General features: G+C 70.1%; 21 protein-coding genes. 11 read left to right on the top strand and 10 right to left on the bottom strand.

The features are described from left to right. Positions 1-37: 37 nt before the first annotated feature. Complete coding sequence (gene ahpC, locus AC1PME_RS16830) at positions 38-604, bottom strand: alkyl hydroperoxide reductase subunit C (RefSeq protein WP_010341941.1); 567 nt, start codon at positions 602-604, stop codon at positions 38-40. A 238-nt stretch (positions 605-842) separates the two neighbouring features. On the opposite strand from ahpC, the gene prmC reads away from it, so the two are divergent. The 5 genes from prmC to pip all read left to right on the top strand — a co-directional run bounded on the left by prmC (position 843) and on the right by pip (position 6,559). Continuing rightward, complete coding sequence (gene prmC, locus AC1PME_RS16825) at positions 843-1,676, top strand: peptide chain release factor N(5)-glutamine methyltransferase (protein WP_481096472.1); 834 nt, start codon at positions 843-845, stop codon at positions 1,674-1,676. Between the two features lie 262 nt (positions 1,677-1,938). Next, positions 1,939-2,268, top strand: coding sequence for a hypothetical protein (locus AC1PME_RS16820; RefSeq protein ID WP_481096471.1), 330 nt, complete (start codon positions 1,939-1,941; stop codon positions 2,266-2,268). Then, positions 2,265-3,122, top strand: coding sequence for a hypothetical protein (locus tag AC1PME_RS16815; RefSeq protein ID WP_481096470.1), 858 nt, complete (start codon positions 2,265-2,267; stop codon positions 3,120-3,122). The genes AC1PME_RS16820 and AC1PME_RS16815 overlap by 4 nt, the downstream gene beginning before the upstream one ends. Beyond that, complete coding sequence (locus AC1PME_RS16810) at positions 3,119-5,497, top strand: lipase family protein (protein ID WP_481096469.1); 2,379 nt, start codon at positions 3,119-3,121, stop codon at positions 5,495-5,497. The genes AC1PME_RS16815 and AC1PME_RS16810 overlap by 4 nt, the downstream gene beginning before the upstream one ends. 120 nt (positions 5,498-5,617) lie before the next feature. After that, the gene (gene pip / locus AC1PME_RS16805; protein WP_254458998.1) at positions 5,618-6,559 is read left to right on the top strand and encodes a prolyl aminopeptidase; all 942 of its coding nucleotides are present in this window, start codon (positions 5,618-5,620) and stop codon (positions 6,557-6,559) included. Between the two features lie 63 nt (positions 6,560-6,622). On the opposite strand, the gene AC1PME_RS16800 is transcribed toward pip, so the two are convergent. From AC1PME_RS16800 to AC1PME_RS16780, 5 genes are all read right to left on the bottom strand, one after another. Next, the gene (locus tag AC1PME_RS16800) at positions 6,623-7,501 is read right to left on the bottom strand and encodes a transglutaminase family protein (RefSeq protein ID WP_254458997.1); all 879 of its coding nucleotides are present in this window, start codon (positions 7,499-7,501) and stop codon (positions 6,623-6,625) included. Between the two features lie 247 nt (positions 7,502-7,748). Then, on the bottom strand, positions 7,749-8,546 hold the full coding sequence (locus AC1PME_RS16795) for an N-formylglutamate amidohydrolase (protein ID WP_481096468.1): 798 nt from the start codon (positions 8,544-8,546) through the stop codon (positions 7,749-7,751). Continuing rightward, positions 8,539-9,090, bottom strand: coding sequence for an NUDIX hydrolase (locus AC1PME_RS16790; protein ID WP_481096467.1), 552 nt, complete (start codon positions 9,088-9,090; stop codon positions 8,539-8,541). The genes AC1PME_RS16795 and AC1PME_RS16790 overlap by 8 nt, the downstream gene beginning before the upstream one ends. 241 nt (positions 9,091-9,331) lie before the next feature. Then, positions 9,332-10,255, bottom strand: coding sequence for a 5'-3' exonuclease (locus AC1PME_RS16785; RefSeq protein WP_481096466.1), 924 nt, complete (start codon positions 10,253-10,255; stop codon positions 9,332-9,334). After that, on the bottom strand, positions 10,252-10,827 hold the full coding sequence (locus AC1PME_RS16780; RefSeq protein ID WP_481096465.1) for a nitroreductase family protein: 576 nt from the start codon (positions 10,825-10,827) through the stop codon (positions 10,252-10,254). Before AC1PME_RS16780 ends, AC1PME_RS16785 begins: the two co-directional genes overlap by 4 nt. A 155-nt stretch (positions 10,828-10,982) precedes the next feature. Between AC1PME_RS16780 and AC1PME_RS16775 the strand changes: the two genes are divergently transcribed. The 3 genes from AC1PME_RS16775 (at position 10,983) to AC1PME_RS16765 (ending at position 17,211) form a co-directional block, all read left to right on the top strand. Further along, the gene (locus tag AC1PME_RS16775) at positions 10,983-13,214 is read left to right on the top strand and encodes a DUF1631 family protein (protein WP_481096464.1); all 2,232 of its coding nucleotides are present in this window, start codon (positions 10,983-10,985) and stop codon (positions 13,212-13,214) included. 223 nt (positions 13,215-13,437) lie between these two features. After that, on the top strand, positions 13,438-15,744 hold the full coding sequence (locus tag AC1PME_RS16770) for a DUF1631 domain-containing protein (RefSeq protein ID WP_254458991.1): 2,307 nt from the start codon (positions 13,438-13,440) through the stop codon (positions 15,742-15,744). A gap of 387 nt (positions 15,745-16,131) precedes the next feature. Beyond that, positions 16,132-17,211: an NAD(P) transhydrogenase subunit alpha gene (locus AC1PME_RS16765; protein ID WP_481096463.1), complete on the top strand. Its 1,080-nt coding sequence runs from the start codon at positions 16,132-16,134 to the stop codon at positions 17,209-17,211. Between the two features lie 319 nt (positions 17,212-17,530). Here AC1PME_RS16765 and AC1PME_RS16760 read toward each other — a convergent pair whose 3' ends face one another. The 3 genes from AC1PME_RS16760 to AC1PME_RS16750 are packed head-to-tail and all read right to left on the bottom strand — an operon-like array spanning position 17,531 to position 19,004. Next, the gene (locus AC1PME_RS16760; RefSeq protein ID WP_481096462.1) at positions 17,531-18,028 is read right to left on the bottom strand and encodes a DUF3106 domain-containing protein; all 498 of its coding nucleotides are present in this window, start codon (positions 18,026-18,028) and stop codon (positions 17,531-17,533) included. Between the two features lie 5 nt (positions 18,029-18,033). Further along, positions 18,034-18,432, bottom strand: a complete 399-nt coding sequence (locus tag AC1PME_RS16755; protein ID WP_481096461.1) for a hypothetical protein — start codon at positions 18,430-18,432, stop codon at positions 18,034-18,036. After that, positions 18,429-19,004 (bottom strand): RNA polymerase sigma factor, encoded by a 576-nt coding sequence (locus tag AC1PME_RS16750; protein ID WP_307552147.1) that lies wholly within the window; start codon positions 19,002-19,004, stop codon positions 18,429-18,431. Before AC1PME_RS16750 ends, AC1PME_RS16755 begins: the two co-directional genes overlap by 4 nt. A gap of 156 nt (positions 19,005-19,160) precedes the next feature. Between AC1PME_RS16750 and AC1PME_RS16745 the strand changes: the two genes are divergently transcribed. Together AC1PME_RS16745 and AC1PME_RS16740 are read left to right on the top strand one after the other, a co-directional pair. Next, complete coding sequence (locus AC1PME_RS16745; protein WP_481096460.1) at positions 19,161-19,472, top strand: NAD(P) transhydrogenase subunit alpha part 2; 312 nt, start codon at positions 19,161-19,163, stop codon at positions 19,470-19,472. Positions 19,473-19,606: 134 nt separating this feature from the next. After that, positions 19,607-21,049 (top strand): NAD(P)(+) transhydrogenase (Re/Si-specific) subunit beta, encoded by a 1,443-nt coding sequence (locus tag AC1PME_RS16740; RefSeq protein WP_481098135.1) that lies wholly within the window; start codon positions 19,607-19,609, stop codon positions 21,047-21,049. A gap of 247 nt (positions 21,050-21,296) precedes the next feature. Here the strand turns inward: AC1PME_RS16740 and AC1PME_RS16735 are convergent, their stop codons facing one another. Continuing rightward, entirely contained in the window at positions 21,297-21,716 is a 420-nt protein-coding gene (locus AC1PME_RS16735; RefSeq protein WP_254458983.1) for a hypothetical protein, read from the bottom strand. Positions 21,717-21,821: 105 nt separating this feature from the next. On the opposite strand from AC1PME_RS16735, the gene sufT reads away from it, so the two are divergent. Beyond that, positions 21,822-22,373: a putative Fe-S cluster assembly protein SufT gene (gene sufT / locus AC1PME_RS16730; RefSeq protein ID WP_254458982.1), complete on the top strand. Its 552-nt coding sequence runs from the start codon at positions 21,822-21,824 to the stop codon at positions 22,371-22,373. Positions 22,374-22,450 lie beyond the last annotated feature (77 nt).

Raw genomic sequence — 22,450 nt, 5'->3', positions numbered from 1 at the left:
CCCCCGCCACCAGGCGGAGATGGGAGCGAGGCGCGGCTTAGATCTTGCCGACCAGGTCCAGCGACGGCTTCAGGGTCTTCTCGCCCTCCTTCCACTTGGCCGGGCACACCTCGCCCGGGTGCGAGGCGACGAACTGCGCGGCCTTGAGCTTGCGCAGGGTCTCGGTGACGTCGCGGGCGATGGCGTTGTCGTGGATCTCGAGGGTCTTGATCACGCCTTCCGGGTTGATCACGAAGGTGCCGCGCAGGGCCAGCCCTTCTTCCTCGATGTGCACGCCGAAGGCGCGGGTCAGCTGGTGGGTCGGGTCGCCGACCAGCGGGAACTGGGCCTTGCCCACCGCCGGCGAGGTCTCGTGCCACACCTTGTGCGAGAAATGGGTGTCGGTGGTGACGATGTAGACCTCGGCGCCGATCTTCTGGAACTCGGCGTAGTGCTCGGCGGCGTCTTCCACTTCGGTGGGGCAGTTGAAGGTGAAGGCGGCCGGCATGAAGATCAGCACCGACCACTTGCCCTTCAGGTCCGCGTCGGTGACTTCGATGAATTCGCCGTTGCGGTAGGCATTGGCCTTGAACGGCTGAACCTGGGTGTTGATCAAAGACGACATGGAGTTTCCTCGTGGTTGCAATAGGGGGCGGGGGATGGAACGAGGCTCATGATAGGGGGTGCCAATAGATACCTCAAATCGATTGATGGAATTGAATAGATAGGTTTCATCTATCACTTCCCAAGCCTGGCTCTTTGCTGCACTGCCGCGCGATGGCGGCGGCCGCCCACGGGCGCGTGGGCGTCGGTCCCTTCTACCACGTTGGCTTTTCCGCGCTCGCTGCGTCATCGTGACAGCGATGAATGCGCCCACTCCCGAGTCCCTGCTGCGCGCCGCCTGCACCCAGGTCGAGCGCGGCGATGCCGAGGCCCTGCTGCTGCACGCCCTGCAACGCGATCGCGCGTGGCTGTTCGCGCACGCCCGCGAGCCGCTGCCCGACGACGTAGTGGGCGGGTTCCAGGCGCTGCTGGCGCGGCGTGCACAGGGCGAGCCGGTGGCCTACCTGACCGGCCGGCGCGGCTTCTGGACCCTGGATCTGGCGGTCGGGCCGGCCACGCTGATCCCGCGCGCGGACACCGAGCGGCTGGTGGAACTGGCGCTGGAGCGGCTGGATGGGGCGCCGGGCCGGCGCGTCGCCGACCTCGGTACCGGCAGCGGCGCCATCGCCCTGGCCCTGGCCAGCGAGCGCCCGCAGGCGCAGGTGCTGGCCACCGACCTCAGTGCGGCGGCGCTGGCGGTGGCCGAGGCCAACGCGCAGGCGCACGGCCTGCGCAACGTCGCTTTCGTCCAGGGGACCTGGCTGCTGCCGCTGGCCGGACAGCGCTTCGACCTGATCGCCAGCAACCCGCCGTACATCGCCGATGGCGACCCACACCTGCAGCAGGGCGACCTGCGCTACGAACCGGCCAGCGCGCTGGCGTCCGGCCCCGATGGCCTGGACGATCTGCGCCGGATCGCCGCCGATGCGCCGGCGCATCTGCTGCCCGGTGGCTGGCTGCTGCTGGAACACGGCTGGGACCAGGGCCCGGCGGTGCGCGCGCTGCTGGAGGCGAGCGGCTTCCTGGAGGTGGCGACCCACCAGGATCTGGAAGCGCGGGATCGGGTCACGCTGGGGCGTCAGCCGCTGGACTGACCCGCCGGCGCCTGACGTATAGTCGGCGGGTAAACGATGCCGGACATGGATGACCCGCAATGTTCACCCTCAGTCGCCGTTCGAATGCGCCTGGCGTGTTCCCCGCTCCTGCCGTGCCGCAGACGCATGGAGGGGCTGCGCAGGGTTCATGGGGCGCCGCCGCCGCAACACCTCGGCGCAGATCCAGTGCCAAGATCCTGTGCTCTCTCGCTGCCGCGGCCGGCACAGGGTGCCGCAAAGGCCTGGTAGGAAATGCGCGCCCATGATCCCGTTCATTGGCGAACAGAATGTGCCTAATGCCGGGCTTGAAGTTCCGATGGTTCGCGTGGAGAACCACGCCTGGAATGGGCACTTCCATCGCGATGCCTTTGCCGGCGGCTTGTACGCCAATTATTCAGGGACGATGCGCGGTGCCAATCCACTATGGCGCCATCAGGCGCTGCCTGCGATTCATCTGGAGAAACCAGGTCCCAGCCGTTGGCCGCCATCTCGCCGGCACTGCTGGCGCGATGAACAATGGCGGCATGGTTTCCGGAGAGTAATATCGCAAGCGATACGTGGAGTCTTGACAAAAGGAGAGGTGGCGCGATGAGCGATGAAAAGGACAGGTGCAGCGACAATCCCTATCGTCCACGCGCGCGCGCGACGCGCGACCCGCTTCACGATGCGCAACTCCTGCGCGACCTGGGCAGCATCAATGCGGCCGTCTACGCCAGACTCGGCGCGCTGCCGCGTGGCGGATTGCCGATAGAACCCTGGCGCAAGCCGATATTGCCATTGCCACCAGCCCCCACCGCCGCGGTATCCGCGGCCTATCCCCCTGAGGACGATTCGATGAAACTGCACCACCTGGCCGCTGCCGCCATCATGCCTCTAGCCGCGACCGCCGCCGGTTGTTCGAACGACATCGATATCGGCAACGATGGTGCGGCCGGGCATCTGAATCCGCATCCGGTCAAGCGCTACGAGGTCATCGCGACGTCCCATGCGCCGGGACTCTGGGATTCGTTCAAGGGCGCTTACATCGGGTATGACGTCATCAATAGGAAGTGTGTGCCGATGATTCCGGTTATTGGCGAGCAGCACGTGCCCAACACTGGACTTGATATTCCCATGGTGCAGGTGGATGACCACACATGGAAGGGCTATTTTTATCGCGACGCCTTGCTGGATGAGGATTATTTCAATCTCGGGGTTTGCCACTGGGACGTGACGAGCGTGGGCGTTAGCGCGATTGGTAAGGGAGTGAAGTTCGGTTGGGGAGGGTTGTTGGAGAAAATCTTGCGCGAGGGTGGCGGGAAAAGCTACTTCAAAAAGAGCTCTTACGGAGATCCTGCGTTGGTTCCCTATGGCGCGCTAGAGTTCCATGCTGACGATCCCGAAGTTCTTCAAGATCCTGATGCTTATTTCCCAGTGACGATCACTGTTAAGGAAGTCAAGTCATGAAGGCCATTGATCAGGCGTTGGCTGATGCGAGTAATGACTCGTATGCAAATCGGTCGCAACGTGATGTGAGCGACAGTAACAAGTATGTTTCTCTAAATGGCCAGGATTACAAGATCTTTGGCTATGCCGCCGATCCGGCTACCGGCTTTCACGCAACTGCGTATCAAAGCGTTGCGTCGCCTCATAACGTCATTGTCGCGTATCGCGGTACCGATCCTGGTTTGTTTTCCGGTAAAAACGGTGCAGAAAAAGCAGACCACGCGCTGACCACGCTGCAAGACATCGCCGTCGATGCAAAGATGGTGCGAGACACCGTCAACGCGCAAAAGTCCGCGGCCGATGCGTTCACCGCGCAGATGATCGCCAAAGCGGCTGCGCAGGGCATCCCGAAGACGCAGGTATTCGCTGCCGGCCATTCCCTAGGTGGTGCATTGGCGCAACTCGAGGCCGCCAAATATGGCCTGCGCGGCGCCACCTACAACGGTTTCGGCGCGGCGGACATGATCGATGGCCCGCCGCAGCCCGGTTTCCAGCTCACCAACTACCGCATGGCGGGCGACGTGGTGAGCGCGGCCAGTCCGCATGTCGGCCAGGTAGTGTCGCTGGCCAGCGAAGAGGACATCCAGAGCCTGCGGGCCGGCCGCTATCTGGATGCGCCGCCTGGGTCGGCGCCGCCCAACGCGCTGATCGCGATGCGGCTGAGCGACCATGGCGGCCAGCAGCACTTCAGCAGCGACAGTCCGGACAACATCCTGCAACCCCAACGCTTCCAGGAAGCTACACAACGCTACGCAGCGAACAAGGACGCCATCGACCGATTCGGTCGCGACGTGTACCTCGCACGCGCCGAACTGTCCGAGTCGCTGCGGCAGATGCGCGGGAACGATGGGCAGGGCCAGCTGTCGCCGAATCTGCAACGGCAACTCGACGAATACCTCGTTCTCAATGCCGATCCCGCCATTCGCGACAACATCGCGCGTGGCGCGCCCGTGCGTGGGGTCGCGGACGGCTTGCAGTACGGCGCCGATGCCGTGCGCGCCGGCGGTCGCTACGTGCAGGCGCTGGACGAGCGCGTCGCACTAGTGGCGCGGGAGGGGGGACGCTTTACCGCACCCTTCATCCCGGTCGGGCCGCTGGCCGGGCATGTGGTGGGCGAAGCCGCCCGTCTGCACGGCCAGGGCACGGACGCGGCGGCGCGTTTGCTGGGTGGCGGGCTGGAATCGGCCAAAGGCGCGGTGGAGCGAGGCGCGCACGCGGCGGCCGAAGCGGTGGTGCAGCGGATCCATGATCCTCGCTTGCACGCGCGCATGGCCAACGTCGCCAATCACATAGTCGATGCCTACGACGGTGCGCGGGTCGCGGCGCAAACCGCCACGCAGACATATCAGCTCGGCAAGCAGGCGGTTTCCGATGGGGTCGACCGGGCCGAACGTGCGGTGACGCAAACCTACGCCGCGACCAAGCACGTGGTGACGGAAGGCGCGGAGCAGGTGGGGCACGCCGCCGCCCAGACCTACGCCGCGGCGAAGCACACGGTGACCGAGGGCGCGGAGCACGTTGGGCGCGCCGCCACGCAAACCTACAACGCGACCAGGCACGCGGTGACCGAAGGCATGGAGCAAGCTGGGCGCGCGGCCAGCAGGACCTATGACGCGGCGAAGCACGCGGTCGCCGACGGCGTGGGGCGGGCCGAACATGCCGCCAGCCAGGCCTACGACGCGTCCAGGCACGCAGTCTCGCAGGCAGCCGACAGCGCCGCGCGGGTCGGTACGCAGGCGTACGAAACCGCAAGACAGACCGCCGCGCAGGGGATCGATGCGGCCAAGCACGCGGCGGGCCAGGCCTACGACACGCTGACCCATCCTGGGCAGTGGTTCCAGCGCAGCGCGCCGGCCCCTGCGCCCGCGCAGCCGCACCCCCAGGCGCCTGCCGCGACGCATCCGCATGGCGCGGCGGCGACGCCTGCTTCCGGAGCCCATTCGGCACCATCGGCGGGACACGCCGCCGAGCGCGTGCAGAACCTGGGCGCGCTGTCTGCGGCCGATCAGGCCATGTTCGCGCGCATCCGCAAGGACGTGCCGGCGCGTATCGACGATGCGCACGTCGCGCAGGCGATGCTCGGCGCCAAGCAGGCCGGCATCGCCGGCGCGGACAAGATCGGCCGGGTGCAGATGGCCGGCGACACGCTGTGGGTGTCCGGTACCACGCCGGGGTTCCGCGCCGCCACGGACGTGGCGCAGGCGGCCGCACCGATGCACGAGACGGTGCAGCAGACGCAGGCGTTCAACCAGCAGCGCGAGCGGCACTTGGCCATGGAGGCGCAGCAGCGGTCGCAAGAAGCCCCTGGTGGCAGAGGCGCGCCGGTCCTCGGTTGATCCCGACTCCTGTGGGCCGATCGGCGTGGTGCCCGGTCCGTTCGCGGTCGGCGTTGCTGGCCGGCGCCGCTCTTTGTGGCGGGCATGGGTAGAATCGCGGTTTCCCCCGCAGGAGGCGCCATGCGCACGCTGTATCCCGAGATCGAGCCGTTCGACAGCGGCATGTTGCCGGTGGACGCACGGCATACCCTGTCCTACGAACAGTGCGGCAACCCGCACGGCAAGCCGGTGGTGCTGCTGCATGGCGGCCCGGGCGGCGGCTGCAATGCGAAGATGCGCCGCTTCCACGACCCGGCCAAGTACCGCATCGTGCTGTTCGATCAGCGCGGTTCCGGCCGCTCCACGCCGCATGCCGACCTGGTCGACAACACCACCTGGGACCTGGTCGCCGACATCGAGCGGCTGCGCACGCATCTGGGCATCGAGCGCTGGCAGGTGTTCGGCGGCAGTTGGGGCTCGACCCTGGCGCTGGCCTACGCGCAGACGCACCCGGAGCGCGTCACCGAACTGGTGCTGCGCGGCATCTTCATGCTGCGCCGCTGGGAACTGGAGTGGTTCTACCAGGAAGGTGCCAGCCGCCTGTTCCCGGATGCATGGGAACACTACATCGCGGCGATCCCGCCGGTGGAGCGCGCCGACCTGATCTCCGCGTTCCACCGGCGCCTGACCAGCGACGACGAGGCCACCCGCCTGGCCGCGGCCAAGGCCTGGAGCGTGTGGGAAGGCGCGACCAGCTTCCTGCACGTGGACACCGATTTCGTCGACAGCCACGAGGATCCGCACTTCGCGCTGGCCTTCGCCCGCATCGAGAACCACTACTTCGTCAACGGCGGCTTCTTCGAGGTCGAGGACCAGTTGCTGCGCGACGCGCACCGCATCGCCGACATCCCCGGGGTGATCGTGCACGGCCGCTACGACGTGGTCTGCCCGCTGGCCAATGCCTGGGACCTGGCCAAGGCCTGGCCGAAGGCGACGCTGCAGATCACGCCGGCGTCGGGCCATTCCGCGTTCGAGGCCGAGAACGTCGACGCGCTGGTGCGCGCCACCGACGCCTTCGCCTGAGTCCGCGCGCGCCTGCGCCGCACGTTCATCGAGCGGCGGCGCGCGGCGCGTCCGGCCTCCGGCTCAGCAGGCCAGCGCGTTGCCGGGCTCGCATCCGGCCGCCGCTGGCGATGCGGGCCGCGCGTCGAGCTGCGCCTGCGTGGTCTCCTCGGTCCACACCACGAACGATTCCAGGACGTTGTCGCCGAAGGTGGTGCTGATCGCCACGTCGGCGGCGTCGCGGCCACGCGCGATCAGCACCCGGCCGATACGCGGCAGGTTGTGGCGCGCATCGAAGGTATACCAGCGCCCGTCGAGGAAGGCCTCGAACCAGCCGGAAAAATCCATCGGTGCGGGCGAGGCGGGCACGCCGATGTCGCCGAGGTAGCCGGTGCAGTAGCGCGCCGGGATGTTCATGCAGCGGCACAATGCGATGGCCGCATGTGCGAAGTCGCGGCACACCCCGCGCCCTTCCTGCAGCGCCTGCGCCGCGCTCTTGGTCGCGCGGGCGTGGGCGTAGCCGAAGGTGATCCGCGTATGCACGTAGTCGCAGATCGCCTGTACCCGCGCCCAGCCGGTCGGTGTGCCGCCGAACAGTTCCCAGGCCATGCCGCTGAGCAGGTCGGTCTCGCAGTAGCGGCTGCCGAGCAGGTACACCAGGGTGTCGTCGGGCAACTGCTCCACCGGCGTCTGCACCGCGTCGTAGCGGTACTGGTCCGGCAGTCCGCTGTCGCGCACCACCGCATCGGCACGCAGGGTCAGCGTGCCGGCCGGCGCTTGCAGGCGCGTGCAGCGGTTGCCGAAGCCGTCGCGATAGGTGCGCAACGGCACCGCCGGCTCGCTGTGCAAGTCGGTGGCAACGACGATGTCGTCGTGGCGGCTGTCGTGAAGGTCGAGCATCGCCAGCATCGGCGTGGGATGCGCGAAACGGTAGCGGATCTCGTAACCGAGGCGGATGAGCATGAGGGGTCCGATGCGGGGGGCAGGGGCGTCCGGCGCGGACCGGTCCAGCCCCGAGGGTGCGCAGTCCGCACTCAGCTTGGCGTGAAGACGCCCCGCCTTCGCTTCAGCAGCGCATGCTGAGCGGTGTGGGGCCAGGCCTGCTGCGCGGCCAGCGCGGCGCTCGGGTCTGCGTCTGCAGCAGGCGCACGCGCCCACGTCGGTTGTGTGGATGCCGCTGCCGACGCCGGCCCGAGCCGGCGTGCCGTCCTCACCCCAGCGCCAGCAACTGCGGCTGCAGGGCGGTGAAGATGCGCGCCAGGCACTGCGCCCAGGCCTGCTGGCCGGCGGGGTCGGCGATCAGGTCCTGGCGGATCTCCAGTTCCACGTGCGGCAGGCCGCGGCCCTCGCCGTGCACGGGCACCGCGTAGTCGCTGCTGTCGCTGACCGCGTACGGCGCGTTGTCGCCGACCAGCAGGTCGTCTTCCTCGCGCAGCGCCTGCAGCAGCGCGTGGGCGAAGCGGGTGTCGCGGTGATACAGCACGCCGGCATGCCAGGGCCGCGGCACGCCGTTCAGCGCCGGGGTGAAGCTGTGCATCATCACCAGCACGGTAGGCCGCGCGGCGGCGCGGCGCGCGTCCAGTTCGGCGGCGATGCGCGCGTGGTAGGGCGCATGCACGGCGTCGATGCGCTGCTGCCGCTGCGCCGCCGTCAGCCCGGCGTTGCCCGGCACCACGGTGCGGTCGCTGACCTCGGGAATCAGCGTCGGCGAGGCCAGCGGGCGGTTGCAGTCGATCAGCAGCCGCGAATAGGTCTGTTCGATCGCCCAGGCGTCGAGCAGCGCGGACAGCGCGCGGGTGGTGCCGGCGATGCCGATGTCCCAGCCGATGTGCCGATCCAGTTCCGCCTGCGCCAGCCCGAGGCCGTGCAGCGCGCGCGGCACCGCCTGCCCGGCGTGGTCGGCCAGCAACACGAACGGCGAGGTGCCGTGCGCGCGGTGGATGCCGAACACCGCCGGGTCGTCCGCGCCCAGCAGCGGCGGCAAATCGGAAAGGGGCGCCTCAGCCACGCGGGGTGCCGTCGAGCTGGTGTTCGATCATCCACAGCCCGGCCCACAGCTTGGCGTCCAGCGCGTAGCCTTCGCCCATTTTCTGCACCAGCCACGCGGCGGCGCGCGTGCGCGGCACCGAATGCACGGTGATGTCCTCGCTGGCGTCGCCGCCGCCGTTGCCGACCTTGCGCAGGCCGCTGGCGCGCACGAAGGCGATCTGCTCGTTGCTGGCGCCGGCCGAGGTCGGGCCGATCAGCAGCACCTCGGCGTGGTCGGCGGTCCAGCCCGTTTCCTCTTCCAGTTCGCGCACCGCCGACGCCTCGATCGACTCGCCGGCATCGATGTCGCCGACCAGCCCGGCCGGCATCTCGATGGTGCGCGCCTGCAGCGGCACGCGGAACTGTTCGACGAACAGCACCTCGTCGTCCGGCGTGACCGCCACGATGATCGCGGCCAGGCCGCCGGCATGCACGCGTTCGGAATACTCCCAGGTGCCGCGCACGACCATGCGCTGGTACTTGCCTTCGTAGACGATGCGGGGCGGTGAATCGTGGCGGGACATGGGCGGCTCGCAGATGGCGGAGGAAGAAGGCGCGGTCGCGCGCGGCGCGGTCCGGCGATACGGTGCAGTGTAGAACGTGCGATGGCGATTTGATGTGCGCCAAGCGGCCTGTGGGTTGGCTGGCGCCGCGCGGTTCGCTTGGCGACGGCCAGGACGGCGCCGGGCACGGTCGCCGCCTCTCCGCTTGCCAGGCACGCCCGCTCCGGACCGACGGCCTCGCCGGCGTGCGGCGAGGCGGCGCTCAGCCGGCCGCCACTTCCAGGCCGGCCGCCTGCAGCAGCCGGCGCCGGGTCAGCGGCCCGAAGCGCAGCGCCTCGCACAGGCCCTGCAGCATGCCGGCGTCGGCCGCGCCGCGGGCGAAATCCGCGCTGGCGGTGTGCAGCGGCGCGTCCAGGGCGATGGTGGTCAGTTGCCGCCACAGCAGTGCGTGCTCGCGCTGCTCGCGCAGGCGCACGGCCATCTGCGCGGCGCCGCGCAGGCGCAGGAACGCCACTTCGTCGACCCGCGCCAGCAGCGTGTCCAGGTCGCCGAAATGCGCCAGCAGGATCGCCGCCGACTTGGCGCCGATGCCGGTGACGCCGGGAATGTTGTCGATCGCATCGCCGGTCAGCGCCAGGTAGTCGGCGATCTGGTGCGCGTGCACGCCGTGCCGCGCCTTGACCCCGGCCGCGCCCCAGCGCTGGCCGCGGCCGTAGTCCCACTGTTCGTCGAACTCCAGCAGCAATTGCGACAGGTCCTTGTCGGCGGAGACGATCACGCCGTGGAAGCCATTGCCGCGGGCGCGGTGCAGGGCGCTGCCGATCAGGTCGTCGGCCTCGTAGTCGTGGTGCGCCAGCACGCCCAGGCCCAAGGCCGCGCACAGCGCCTTGCAGTGCGCGAACTGGCGGCGCAGCGCGTCCGGCGCCGGCGCGCGGTTGGCCTTGTAGGCGGCGTACAGGCGATGCCGGAAGCAGCTGTCCAGCGCTTCGTCGAAGGCGATCACGATGTGTTGCGGGCGTTCGCGCTCGAGCAGGTCGAGCAGGAAACGGGCGAAGCCGTGCACCGCGTTGGTCGGCCAGCCCTGCGCGTCCTGGAACTCGTCGGGAATCGAATGCCAGGCGCGGAACACGTACAGGCTGGCGTCGACCAGGTACAGCGGCCGCGACACGGGCAGCGCTGCGTTCACGGCGTCCAGTCGCTGAGCAGCGCGCGCGGATCCGGGCGCTCGCGTTCCGGGGCGTCGATGCGGGCGGTGCCGATGTGGATGAAGCCGGCGACGTGCTCGTGCTCGGCCAGGCCCAGCCGCGCGGTTACGGTTTCGTCGTACGCCATCCAGCCGGTCAGCCATTGCGCGCCGAAGCCGTAGGCCTGCGCCGCCTGCAGCAGTGCGAAGCACACCGAACCGGCGGTCAGCCACTGTTCGATTTCCGGCACCTTGTGCCCACGCTGCAGGCAGGCGATCACCGCGATCACCACCGGCGCATGGGCGAAGCGTTCGCGGTCCTTTTCCACCGCCGCCGGCGCCGCGCCCGGATCGCGCTGCAAGCTGCGCGCGGCGAGGATGTCGCCCAGTGCCAGGCGCGCCGGACCGGCGATGCGCAGGAAGCGGAACGGCACCAGCTTTCCGTGATCGGGAACACGAACCGCCGCTTGCAACATGGCCAGCAGCGTGTCCGTGTCCGGTCCTGGCTCGCCGAGTTGCTTGGAGGGCACCGAACGGCGCGCATCCAGCGCTTGCAGCGAATGAATTGTGCGCATAGTCTCGATTCCGTGGGGCGGGCGCGGAATTATAGTCGGGCACTCGCAGGCGGCAGGGGATGCCGCGGTGACACGGACAATCACGTTGTGTTGTTGATCTGCCGCTAGCTTCCGAATTGACATCGGTCTCACTGTTCACTGCGTATCACATCGCCATGACCCTTGCTGAATACGCTGAAGAGTTGTCGCCCAGCCGCAACGCGGATCTGCTCGAGCAGGTCCGGGATGTGGTGTCGGTTCCGCTCGCCGGCGCGTTCGGCGAGGTGCTGGACGTGCTCGCCGAGGCGCTGTTCCGCATGGCCGAGCGTGCCGGGCCGACCCAGAACGACTATTTCGAGGCGATCCAATTGCTACGCCAGCAGCGCGAGCCGATCGCCGCACGCTTCCGCGCGCACCTGGCCCAGGCCTGGCAGGCGCTGGAGGCTGGCCGCCCGCTGTCGGTGGAGCGCAGTCTGGCGCGCGAGCGCGGCGACCTCAGCCTGGTCTCGGAGCAGGAACTGGACGTGCGCCTGGCGGTGCGCAACCTGGCGGGGGCGATCCAGCACCGCTGGCGGCCGGAGCTGATGCGGCTGAACCGTTACCTCGGCTTCATCGCCGGCGGCCAGCGCATCGATGCCGACAACAATCCGTTCGGCCCCGAGCATGTGGGGGCGGCGGTGTACGCGGCGCTGTACGGGTTGGTGCTGGCGCCGCAGGTGCAACTGGCGATCGTCAAGATCTGCGAGCAGGAGCTGCAGGAGCGGGTCGGCGAGCTGTACGCGCAACTGGAGCAGCGCCTGGACGAGGTGGCGCGCGCCCGTGCGCTGCCGAGCGGGCGCCCACGCCGCCGGGCCATCCCGCGCCTGGGCGCCGGCGACGACGAGGCGGCGCCGGACTGGATCAGCCGTTTCTTCGAACATTGGGAAACCGCCGCGCCGCTGTCGGCGGCGCAGCGCCGCGCGGCGCGCGCGCTCGACGCGCACGCGCGCAACGAGCAGGAGGTGCTGCCGCCGGCGCTGCGCGCGCTGCTGCACGAGGCGCAGCCAGTCACGGGCTCAGGCGATGACCGACGCTGCCTGTCGCCACGCGAAGTGCTGTCGGTGCTGTCGCTGTTGCAGACCATGCCGCTGGCCGGATTCGCCGCCGTCTGCGAGCACGGTGCCCCGCTGGCGCAGGGCTTGCGCCGCCAGGTCGCCAGCGTCGGCGCCTCGCTCGGCCTGGATCCGGCGGGCACCTGCCTGGACCCGGCCGATGCGGACACGCTGGATCTGGTCGGGCTGCTGTTCGACGTGATGCTCGAGGAATGCGTGCTGCAGCCGGCGCAGCGCGACCTGCTGGGCCAGATGCTGGTGCCGATGGCCAAGGTGGCCTTGATCGACGGTCGCCTGTTCGTGCGCGACGGGCATCCGGCGCGGCGCCTGCTCAACCTGCTGGCCGACGCCTGCGACGGCAACACTGGTGGCACCGGCCCGGAGCAGGCGCTGCTGGCGCAGGCGCAGGCGGCGGTGGAACGGGTGGTACGCGATTTCGACGAGCACCTGGCGGTGTTCCTGGCGCTGGAGGCCGAGTTCGGCAGCGCCTACGAGCAGTACCGGCGCCGGGTGGAGATCGCCGAGCGCCGCGCGGCCGAACTGCAGCGCGCCGAGGAGCGCCGCACGGTCGCCCGGCAACGCGCCGCGCAGGCCGTGCACGACCTGCTGCAGCGGGCCGGCGACGACCTCACCCTGCCGCCGCCGATCGAGGCCTTCCTGCGCCAGTCCTGGTGCCAGTACGTGCAGCAGTCGGCCCTGCGCGACGACGGCCAGGGCAATGCGCTCGCCGCGGCGCTGGCCCTGGGCGAGGCGGTGCTGGCGCAATGCCGCCAGGCGCAGTCCGGCGCGGCGCCGCTGGAGGGCTGGCTGCAGCCGCAGCGCGCCGAGCTGACCCGGCTGTGGACCAGCGTCGGCCTGGACGCGGCGGCGGCCGAGGCCGCCTGGCACTCCCTGCACACGGCGCTGGACGACCTGGCGCACGCGCGGCCGTCGCAGGCCGCGCTGCCCGTGGCCAGCGTGGAGCTGCCCGAGCCGCCCGCCGCCGAGACCGTGCCGGCGCTGCCGGAGCCGGCCCAGGCCACCGATTTCGACCACATCACCGCCGATTACTTCCGCACCCTGCCGTTGGGGACCTGGTTGGATTTCGTCGATCGCGAAGGCCGCGTGCAGCCCGGCAAGCTGACCTGGGTGAGCCCGATCTCGGCGCGCCTGTTGTTCGTCAGCCGCCGCGGCGGGCGCTTGTGCGTCGCCTCGGCCGAGGCGCTGGCGGTGATGGTGCGGCTGGACCGGTTGCGCCTGCATCGCGACGACGATGCCTTCTACAGCGCCATGCAGGGCGCCGTCGACCGCCTGGAACGGGTGGCCGCGGCGGCCTGAGCCTGAACCGGTGGGCGCGTCTTCATGACGCAGGCCGCCGCAGCAGCGCCGTCCAAGCTTACGATCCCGCACGAGGTCACGTTCTGGAGAGAGAAATGCGTAGCCCATCACGGTCGGTGTTCAGACACCTTGCCTACCATGCAGGAGCGGAAACAGGGGCCGCGTCCGATCGTCTTCCACCTTCCTCCTATCTGGCGCCGTCCGTGGCGCGGAGCCATCGCGCATGAGTTTCAGCCCCAGCCCGCATGCACACCCGGCGCGTGACCCGCGCCTGTTGACGCAGGCGCGCGAGGGCATGCTGCCGGTGCTGGGCCACGCCTTCGCCTCTGCGCTGGCGCACTTCGACGACGTGCTGTTCGACCGCGCCGAGAGCGCCGGCGCGTCGCAACTGCTGTTCCTGGACGGCATGCGCGAACTGCGGCGCCGCCGCGACGAGATCGCCGCGCGCTTCCGCGCACAGCTGCACACCGCCTGGGAGGCGCTGGAGGCCGGCGCGCCGCTGTCGGCCGAAGTCGCCCTGGCCGGCTATGGGCAGGGCCTGAGCCTGATCTCCGAACACGAACTGGAATCGCGGCTGGCGGTGCGCAACCTGGCCAGCGTGCTGCTGCGCGAATGGAAGCCGGTGCTGACCCGCATCGACCGACGCCTGGGCTGGATCGCCGGCGGCCTGGAGCTGGATGCCGACACCAATCCGATCGGCCCCGAACACATCGGCGTGGCCGTGCATGCGGCGTTCTCCACCAGCGACCTGGCTCCGGAAGTGCGGCTGGTGCTGATCAAGCTGTGCGAGCGCGACTTCACCGCCGGGGTCGGCAAGCTCTATCAGGACCTGGACGACAGCCTGGCCCGGGCCGGGGTGATGCCCGAAATCTCGCGCCCGCGGCCACCGCCGCCGCCACGGCGCGCGCCGGCGCCGGAGCGGCCGCCACGCGAGGCCGCCGAGGCCGGCCTCGGCGCCGAGCTGGGCGAGGACGAGGAACACTATGCGCCGGCCTGGGCCAACCGCTTCGTCAACCGCTGGGCCGAGCGCCGCGGCAGCCTGCAGGCCGGCGAGCGCTACGACGGCGACGAGGCGCACCTGCCCGGCGGCAGCCAGGGCGTGTTGCTGGAGGCCCTGCACGAACTGCTGCAGCAGACCCGCAACGCGCGCGAGAGCGCGACGTCCGCGGCGACCACGGCCGTCGGCCAGCAACGGCCGCTGAGCCAGCGCGAGATGATGTCGGTGCTGTCGCTGCTGCAGGCCACGCCCAGCGCCACGCTGCGCGCGGCGATCGGCGACGACAGCGAGTCGCTGGCGCAGCGGCTCAAGAGCGAGGTGCTGTCCAACGCCACCCAGTTCGGCGTGGACCCGGCGCACGCGCGGCTGGACCCGGTCGACGAGGACGCGATCGACCTGGTCGGCATGCTGTTCGACGTGATGCTCGACGAGCGCGACCTGGAAGGCCGCTCGCGCGAACTGATCGGCCGGCTGGTGGTGCCGTTCGTCAAGGTCGCGCTGCTGGACCGGCGCATGTTCGTGCAGAAGACCCATCCGGCGCGGCGCCTGCTCAACTCCCTGTCCGAGGCCTGCGAGGGCAACACCGGCGAGAGCCAGGCCGAGCGCGTGCTGATGGGCAAGGTCGAGGAAGTCATTGACCGGCTGGTGGCCGAGTTCAACGAGAACCTGGCGATCTTCCTGACCCTGGAAGAGGAATTCCGCGATTTCCTGATGCAGCACCGCCGCCGCATCGAGATCGCCGAGCGCCGCGCCGCCGAGACCCAGCGCGGCCAGGAGAAGCTGGAACTGGCGCGGCAGCGTGCCGAGGCCGAACTGCAGGTGCGCCTGCAGGGCCGGCAATTGCCGCAGGCGCTGCAGGATTTCCTGCGCCAGCCGTGGCAGCACCACCTGACCATGGCGATGCTGCGCGAAGGCGAGGGCGGCCCCGGCGTGCGCGATGCGCTGGCGCTGGCCGACGGCCTGCTCGAGGAAGCCGCCGAGGCGCAGCGGCATATCGTCGGCAAGCCCTGGCTGCAGGCCTGGCAGGGGGCGCTGCAGCGGGTCTTCGCCAGCGTCGGCCTGCATGCCGAGGCGGCCGCGGCGGCGATCGATGCGCTGCACGACACGCTGCAGGCGGTGGCCGAACTGCGCCCGGAACTGGAGCGGCCGCTGCCGGAACTGCCGCAGGTGGCGCTGCCGCAGCCGCCGGTGCAGGAGGCGCAGCCGGTGGAGGTGGCGCCGCCGCAGACCATGGACGATTTCGACAACGCCGATGCCGACCGCTTCCGCGCGATGACCATCGGCACCTGGCTGGACTTCGTCGACCGCGACGGCAAGGTACAGGCCGGCAAGCTGTCGTGGGTGAGCCCGATCTCGTCGCGGCTGCTGTTCGTCAACCGGCGCGGCGCGCGCTTCTGCGTGGCCTCGCCGGAAGAACTGGCGGTGATGGTGCGGCTGGGCCGGCTGCGCGCGCACGTCGACGACGGCGCCTTCGACAGCGCCATGCAGGGCGTCATCGACCGCCTGGATCCGCACAGCGCGACTCTGCACTGAGGTCTGCTGTGGCGGTGCGGACGATCGCTGCCGCCACCTCTTACGTGACGGAGCGCTGCCCGCGTCCGCGTAGAGCGGCTTCAGCCGCGACGAGGCGTTACCGGTAAAAACCGGTCGCGGCTGAAGCCGCTCCTACCGTGATGCCGCGTTGGGAGTCGCATTTCGGCGTTGGGCGTTTCCTTGCACGCCACGTCCTTCCCGGCTCGGCAGAGCATCTGGGTTGGGAGAACCGTGCCCGCACCGACGACGTGGAGTGCGGCGGGCGCGATCGCGTTCGCATCCCCGGCACGCCCGGTCGCCGACGTCCGTCTGCCGGCGCGCAGCCTCCACCTGGCGTGCGGACGCTGTAGGATCGGCGCGGACGACGGGCAAGGCACGGGGAATCGCATGGCAGTGCAGGTGCTGGTGGTGAAGGAGTCGGCGCGGGGCGAACGCCGTGTGGCGGCCACGCCGGAGACGGTCAAGAAACTGGTCGCGCTGGGCGCGCAGGTGCGGGTCGAGCCGCAGGCCGGGGTGTCGGCCGGCTTCGTCGATGCGGCCTATGTGGCCGCCGGTGCCCGTCTGGCCGATGCCGACAGCCCGGCGCAGGCGGATCTGGTGCTGTGCGTGCAGCCGCTGCCGGCGGTGGCGCTGGAACAGCTCAAGGAGGGCACCGGCGTGGTCGGCATCCTGCAGCCGCAGGCCGATCCGGCGCGCGCGGCGGCGCTGCAGGCGCGGCAGCTGGTCGCCTTCCCGCTGGAACGGCTACCGCGCACCACCCGTGCGCAGGCGATGGACGTGCTCAGTTCGCAGGCCGGCATGGCCGGCTACAAGGCGACCCTGATCGCCGCGCAACTGGCGCCGCGCTTCTTTCCGATGCTGACGACCGCGGCCGGCACCATCCGCCCCTCCAAGGTGCTGATCGTCGGCGCCGGCGTGGCCGGGTTGCAGGCCATCGCCACCGCCAAGCGCCTGGGCGCGCAGGTGGAGGGCTTCGACGTGCGCCCGGAAACCCGCGAGCAGATCGAATCGCTGGGCGGCAAGTTCCTCGACCTCGGGGTCAGCGCCGCCGGCGAGGGCGGCTATGCGCGGCAGCTGACCGATGAGGAACGCGCAGAGCAGCAGCGCCGGCTGGCCGAGCACCTGAAGGGCGTCGACGTGGTGGTGTGCACCGCCGCGGTGCCGGGGCGGCCGGCGCCGAAGATCCTCAGCGCGGCGATGGTCGAGGGCATGAAACCGGGCAGCGTGGTGGTGGACCTGGCCGCCGAGACCGGCGGCAACTGCGAGCTGACCCGGCCGGGCGAGACCATCGAGCATGCCGGCGTGACCGTCGCCGGGCCGCTGGACCTGGCCAGCATGGGCGCGGTGCATGCCAGCGAAATGTACGCGCGCAACGTCTACAACTTCGTCGCGCTGTTCCTGAAGGACGGCGCGATCGCCTACGACTGGAACGACGAACTGCTGGCCAAGACGCGCTGGACGGCGTGAATGGGCGTTGCGCGTCGCGGACCTTGTGAGAGCGTGGGCTGGCTGCGACGCTGACGCCTGCTGTCGCCGGTAAGTCCGCTGTAGGGAGGGCGGTCGACTTGCCGACCTACTGCCCATCGGCGTGTGCCCTACAGGAGCGGCGCGACGTGGCCTTCGGCCATCAGTCGCGATCGGCGTTCACGGGAAAGCCCGTCGCGGCTGAAGCCGCTCCTACAGGTTATTTCCGCGCCCGTTGGACGTCATCGCGCGGCGCGGTGGCGAGGCGCCGCGCGGCATGCCCATCAAGCCTCGAGCGACGCCTGCGCAATGCGTCGCCCACTTACTTCGGCTGCGGCGGCGGCAACTCGTCCGGGCCGGCATTGGCGCGGATCCAGGCGGCGCGTTGCGCCGGCGTCATCGCTTCCCAGCGATCGCGCAGCGCCTTGCGCTGGTCCGGCGGCAGTGCGCGCATGCGGTCGAACAGTACCCGCGCCTCCTCGCGCTGCTGCGGGGTCATGTCCTCGTAGCGGCGCGCGCCCTTGCGCGCGCGGTCGCGCTGCTCGGGGGTCATCGCCTGCCAGCGCTGCGCGTGCTCGAACATGCGCCGGCGTTGCTGCGGGACGTCGTTCCAGCGCTGGCGCAGGGGCGCGATCAGCAGGTCGCGCTGCTGCGGACTCAGGTGTTCCCAGTCGGGCAGCGGCGGGCCGCTATCGTCGTCGCGGTCGGCCGCGCTCGGCGGCGGCGGCGGCCCGGGCGGGGGCGGGGCGGCGAAGGCCGCCGGGACGGCGCTGCCGGCCAGCAGCGCCAGCGCCAGGGAAAGAGAGATCAGGCGAGTCATCGGGTTCATTCCATTGCCAGCGAGGTATCGGAGCCCAGCCACAGGTACAGGTCGGGATTTTCGTCCAGCATCGCGGTCGCGGCCTGGTCGGTGTCGGCGGCCGCGCCCGCCGGCGTGGTCGCGACCGCGCTGGTGCCGGCGGCGACGCTGGCGGTGGTGGTGGGCGGTACCGACGCGGCCGGGCGCAGCAGCAGGTGCACGCCCAGCGCCGCACCGAGCAGTGCTGGCACTGCCGCCAGCATCCAGCCCCAGCGGCGGCCCGGTGCCACGTGCGTCTGGCTGGCCTGCTGGCGCGCGGTGCGCAGCCGCGCCAGGGTCGGCGCGGGCAGGGCCCGCAAGCCGGCCTGGTGGACGGCGCGCAGGCGCGCGTCGAAGTCCGCCGAGCGGATGCGATCGGATGTCATCGGACGTCCTCCAGATGTTTCTGTAGCGCCTCGCGGGCGCGTGACAGGTGGGTTTTCACCGAGCCTTCCGAACAGCCCATCGCGCGGGCGGTGGTGGCCACGTCCAGCTCTTCCAGCACGCGCAGGGTGAACGCCTCGCGCTGCCGGGCCGGCAGCGCGCGCAGCGCCGTCACCAGCCGCGCATGGGTCTGCCGGCGCTCGTGCTGCTCGGACGGATTGGGACCGTCGTCGGCCCAGTCCGGCGGGCTGTCCGCCTCGCGCTCGCTGGTCGGTACCCAGAAGCGCAGGCGGAAGTTGCGGCGGCGCTGCAGGTCGATGATGCGCCGGCGCAGGATGCTCCAGAACAGCGGCGTCCATTCCTGCGCCGGGCGCTCGCGGTAGGCCAGCAGCTTGATCATCGCGTCCTGTACCGCATCCAGCGCGTCCTCGCGCTGGCGCAGGCCGGCTTCGGCGAAGCGGAACGCGCGCGGCCCGATCTCGGCCAGGAACGCATCCAGCGACGCCGGCAGCGGGCGCTGTTCGGTGTCGGCATCGGTCGACGGCGGTGCGAGGGCGGGCGTGCTCACCAGCACAGCTTAGCTTCCTGGCGGGGGGATGCCGTGGTAAACGCACCGTGGCCGTCGCGGTTGACCGGCCGCGGCACGCGCGCCGGCGCGACGGCAGCGCACAGCAGTTCAGCAGGCGGTTATGATGCGGCGGACGGGCGCGGCGCCCGGGAGCACAGTGCGATGAGCGACGGGTTCGTGGCCTTGTACATCTTCATGCTGGCGGCCATCGCCGGGCACGTGATCATCTCGCGGGTGCCGGTGATCCTGCATACCCCGTTGATGTCCGGTTCCAACTTCATCCACGGCATCGTCCTGATCGGCGCGATGGTGGTGCTGGGCCATGCCGACACCCCCCTGGAAAAGGCCATCGGCTTCGTCGCGGTGCTGCTGGGTGCCGGCAATGCCGCCGGCGGCTACGTGGTGACCGAGCGCATGCTGGACATGTTCAAGTCCAGCAAGCCGGACGCCGCCAAGACCAAGGCCAAGGATTGAATGCGCGGTCCCCGCGCATCGTCGCGGCACTGGCCGCCGCCGTCCTGCTCGCGCTGCTGCTCGGCGTCGCGTCGGGCGTTCTCTCCCACTTGCTGCCGCTCGGGCAGATGTCCTTTTTCGGAGCACGCCTGCTGATGGAACTGTTGCCGATCCTGATCAAGAGCAGCTACCTGGTCGCCGCCACCCTGTTCCTGCTCGGCCTGCAGCGCATGGCCTCGCCCAGGACCGCGCGCAGCGGCATCCGCTGGGCCGGCTTCGGCATGCTGCTGGCGACCGCCGCCACCTTCCTGCTGCCGGGCCTGCACAACCTGCCGCTGATCGTGCTGGCGATCGTGCTTGGCACCGCCGCGGCGTGGATCTCGGCCAAGAAGGTGGCGATCACCGACATGCCGCAGATGGTCGCGCTGTACAACGGCATGGGCGGCGGCTCGGCGGCGGCGATCGGCGCGGTGGAACTGCTGCGCTTCTCGTTCCTGATGCGCCGCGATACCGCGCACTGGAGCGAGGCCGCGATCGCCGCGCTGGCCGCGCGCCAGCCCGATGCGACGACACTCGCGTTGGCGGTGATCGGCTCGGCGATCGGCGCGGTGTCGCTGTCCGGCTCGATCATCGCCTGGGCCAAGCTCGACGGGCGCCTGGACAAGCGCGTCACCTTCCCCTCTCAGCAGGCGTTCAACCTGCTGGTGTGCGTGGCGATGCTGGGCGTGGGCGCCTGGGCCGCGATCAGCCTGAGTCCGCTGGCGATCGTGCTGTTCTTCGTGCTCGCGCTGGCCCTGGGCGTGCTGATGACGCTGCCGATCGGTGGCGCCGACATGCCGGTGGTGATCTCGCTGTACAACGCCTTCACCGGCCTGGCGGTGGCGTTCGAAGGTTATGTGCTCGGCAACGAGGCGCTGATCATCGCCGGCATGATGGTCGGCGCGGCCGGCATCCTGCTGACCCGGCTGATGGCCAAGGCGATGAACCGGCCGATCCGCGGCGTGCTGTTCTCCAACTTCGGCGGCGGCGGCCAGGCGCAGGCGATCGCCGGCAGCCAGAAGCCGATCGAGGCCGGCGACGTGGCGGCGATGATGGCTTACGCCGAGCGCGTGGTGATCGTGCCGGGCTACGGCATGGCGGTGGCGCAGGCGCAGCACAAGATCTGGGAGCTGGCGCAGCGGCTGATCGAACGCGGGGTCAAGGTCAAGTTCGCGATCCATCCGGTGGCCGGACGCATGCCCGGGCACATGAACGTGCTGCTGGCCGAGGCCGGCGTGCCCTACGACCTGATCGCCGACATGGACGACATCAATCCCGAGTTCGCCAGCACCGACGTATCGCTGGTGATCGGCGCCAACGACGTGGTCAACCCGGTCGCCAAGACCGACCCGGCCAGCCCGATCTACGGCATGCCGATCCTGGACGTGGTCAATTCCCGGAACGTCATCGTCATCAAGCGCGGCAAGGGCACCGGCTTCGCCGGCATCGAGAACGCGCTGTTCTATGCCGACAACACCCGCATGCTCTATGGCGACGGCGCCGAGGCCGCCAGCGCCCTGGTCAGCGAGCTGAAGGCGCTGGACGGCGGCGGGCACTGAGCCGCCGCAGGCGCGGGAATGGCGGGGAAGGAGGCCGCCGTCGCGTCCGAAGGCGGGACGGCAGGCGCATCCGCAAAAACGGTAGGAGCGGCTTCAGCCGCGACGGGCGTTACCGGTAAGGCCCGTCGCGGCTGAAGCCGCTCCTACAGAAACCACGATGTGCTTGGTGGGGAAAGCGGATGACGAGAGGCGCGAAGCGCGGCCGCCATCGTCATGCCAGCGGCGTCAGCAGCACCCCAGGCCGCGCTCAGCGCGCGCTGAAATACGCCGTCGCCACGCCGATGCCCAGCCACAGCAGATCGCCGGGGCTGTTGGCCAGCACGGTCAGGGTCCAGGCGTAGTAGGCGCCCATCTTCAGCGACGAGTCCCACACGTTCAGGCCCAGCCCTGCGCCGATCTGCGCGGCGGCGATGCCCCAGTTGGCGGCCACGATCACCAGCACCGTGGCGATCATCGCCACCGCGATGCGCAGCCGGCCGCGCGGCAGGTTGCCCAGGCGCAGCATCCAGGCGATCTCCAACGCCACCACCACGGCCATCCAGCCGACCTGGCGACCCAGCGACAGCGCCACCAGCAACCAGGCGATCAGCGCAGTGAAACAGCCCATGGCGAGCAGCAGGGGCCACAGCCAGTGCGAGGGCCTGGCCGGCGTGGAGGAAGGCGGCATTCGATGTTCCCGGAGAAGGTGTACAGGATACTTGCGGCGCGCGCGCCGCGCACTCGGATAAACTGCACGACTTGCACCGGCGGGGCCCGTCCCCATATCGCCCCCATGTACTCACGCAGCAGCGAACCTGTCCAATTCGAACGCGATTGCGCCGCGGTGATGGTGCCGCAGGGCGACGCGGTGACCCTGCCGGCCGGCAGCTATGGCTACATCACCCAGGCCCTGGGCGGCAGCTACACGGTGTTCGTGGAGGGCAATCTGTTCCGCATCGCCGGCAAGGATGGCGATGCCATCGGCAAGGAGCCGCCGCCGGGGCTGGAATTGTCCGAGGACGCCGGCGACGAGCAGGTCGAAGCCCTGATCTGGCAGCAGTTGCGCACCTGCTTCGATCCGGAGATTCCGTTCAACATCGTCGATCTGGGGCTGATCTACGACGTGGCGATGCACGCGCGCGAGGATGGCCAGCGCACCGTCGAGGTCAAGATGACCCTGACCGCGCCCGGCTGCGGCATGGGCGAGATCCTGGTCGACGACGTGCGCAGCAAGCTGGAAATGATCCCGACGGTGGCCGAGGCCGACGTCGAGCTGGTGTTCGATCCGCCGTGGGGCCGGCATATGATGTCCGAGGCCGCGCGCCTGGAAACCGGCATGCTCTGAGCTGTGCGCGACGCGTCGCGCGTCGCGCCGGAGCCTGCAGCAGGCGCCGCCGCTGCGGTCGCCGCGCCCGGCGGCCC

It is taken from the genome of Xanthomonas sp. NCPPB 901 (assembly GCF_056725085.1).
Note: the sequence above shows the minus strand (reverse complement) of the source record. Positions and strands in the feature narration are given on the sequence as shown.

Bases quoted from the DNA above. Each gene is read 5' to 3' on its own strand.
- ahpC (WP_010341941.1), bottom strand. From the start codon at position 604: ATGTCGTCTTTGATCAACACCCAGGTTCAGCCGTTCAAGGCCAATGCC.
- prmC (WP_481096472.1), top strand. From the start codon at position 843: ATGAATGCGCCCACTCCCGAGTCCCTGCTGCGCGCCGCCTGCACCCAG.
- AC1PME_RS16820 (WP_481096471.1), top strand. From the start codon at position 1,939: ATGATCCCGTTCATTGGCGAACAGAATGTGCCTAATGCCGGGCTTGAA.
- AC1PME_RS16815 (WP_481096470.1), top strand. From the start codon at position 2,265: ATGAGCGATGAAAAGGACAGGTGCAGCGACAATCCCTATCGTCCACGC.
- AC1PME_RS16810 (WP_481096469.1), top strand. From the start codon at position 3,119: ATGAAGGCCATTGATCAGGCGTTGGCTGATGCGAGTAATGACTCGTAT.
- pip (WP_254458998.1), top strand. From the start codon at position 5,618: ATGCGCACGCTGTATCCCGAGATCGAGCCGTTCGACAGCGGCATGTTG.
- AC1PME_RS16800 (WP_254458997.1), bottom strand. From the start codon at position 7,501: ATGCTCATCCGCCTCGGTTACGAGATCCGCTACCGTTTCGCGCATCCC.
- AC1PME_RS16790 (WP_481096467.1), bottom strand. From the start codon at position 9,090: ATGTCCCGCCACGATTCACCGCCCCGCATCGTCTACGAAGGCAAGTAC.
- AC1PME_RS16780 (WP_481096465.1), bottom strand. From the start codon at position 10,827: ATGCGCACAATTCATTCGCTGCAAGCGCTGGATGCGCGCCGTTCGGTG.
- AC1PME_RS16775 (WP_481096464.1), top strand. From the start codon at position 10,983: ATGACCCTTGCTGAATACGCTGAAGAGTTGTCGCCCAGCCGCAACGCG.
- AC1PME_RS16770 (WP_254458991.1), top strand. From the start codon at position 13,438: ATGAGTTTCAGCCCCAGCCCGCATGCACACCCGGCGCGTGACCCGCGC.
- AC1PME_RS16765 (WP_481096463.1), top strand. From the start codon at position 16,132: ATGGCAGTGCAGGTGCTGGTGGTGAAGGAGTCGGCGCGGGGCGAACGC.
- AC1PME_RS16760 (WP_481096462.1), bottom strand. From the start codon at position 18,028: ATGACTCGCCTGATCTCTCTTTCCCTGGCGCTGGCGCTGCTGGCCGGC.
- AC1PME_RS16755 (WP_481096461.1), bottom strand. From the start codon at position 18,432: ATGACATCCGATCGCATCCGCTCGGCGGACTTCGACGCGCGCCTGCGC.
- AC1PME_RS16745 (WP_481096460.1), top strand. From the start codon at position 19,161: ATGAGCGACGGGTTCGTGGCCTTGTACATCTTCATGCTGGCGGCCATC.
- AC1PME_RS16740 (WP_481098135.1), top strand. From the start codon at position 19,607: ATGGAACTGTTGCCGATCCTGATCAAGAGCAGCTACCTGGTCGCCGCC.
- AC1PME_RS16735 (WP_254458983.1), bottom strand. From the start codon at position 21,716: ATGCCGCCTTCCTCCACGCCGGCCAGGCCCTCGCACTGGCTGTGGCCC.
- sufT (WP_254458982.1), top strand. From the start codon at position 21,822: ATGTACTCACGCAGCAGCGAACCTGTCCAATTCGAACGCGATTGCGCC.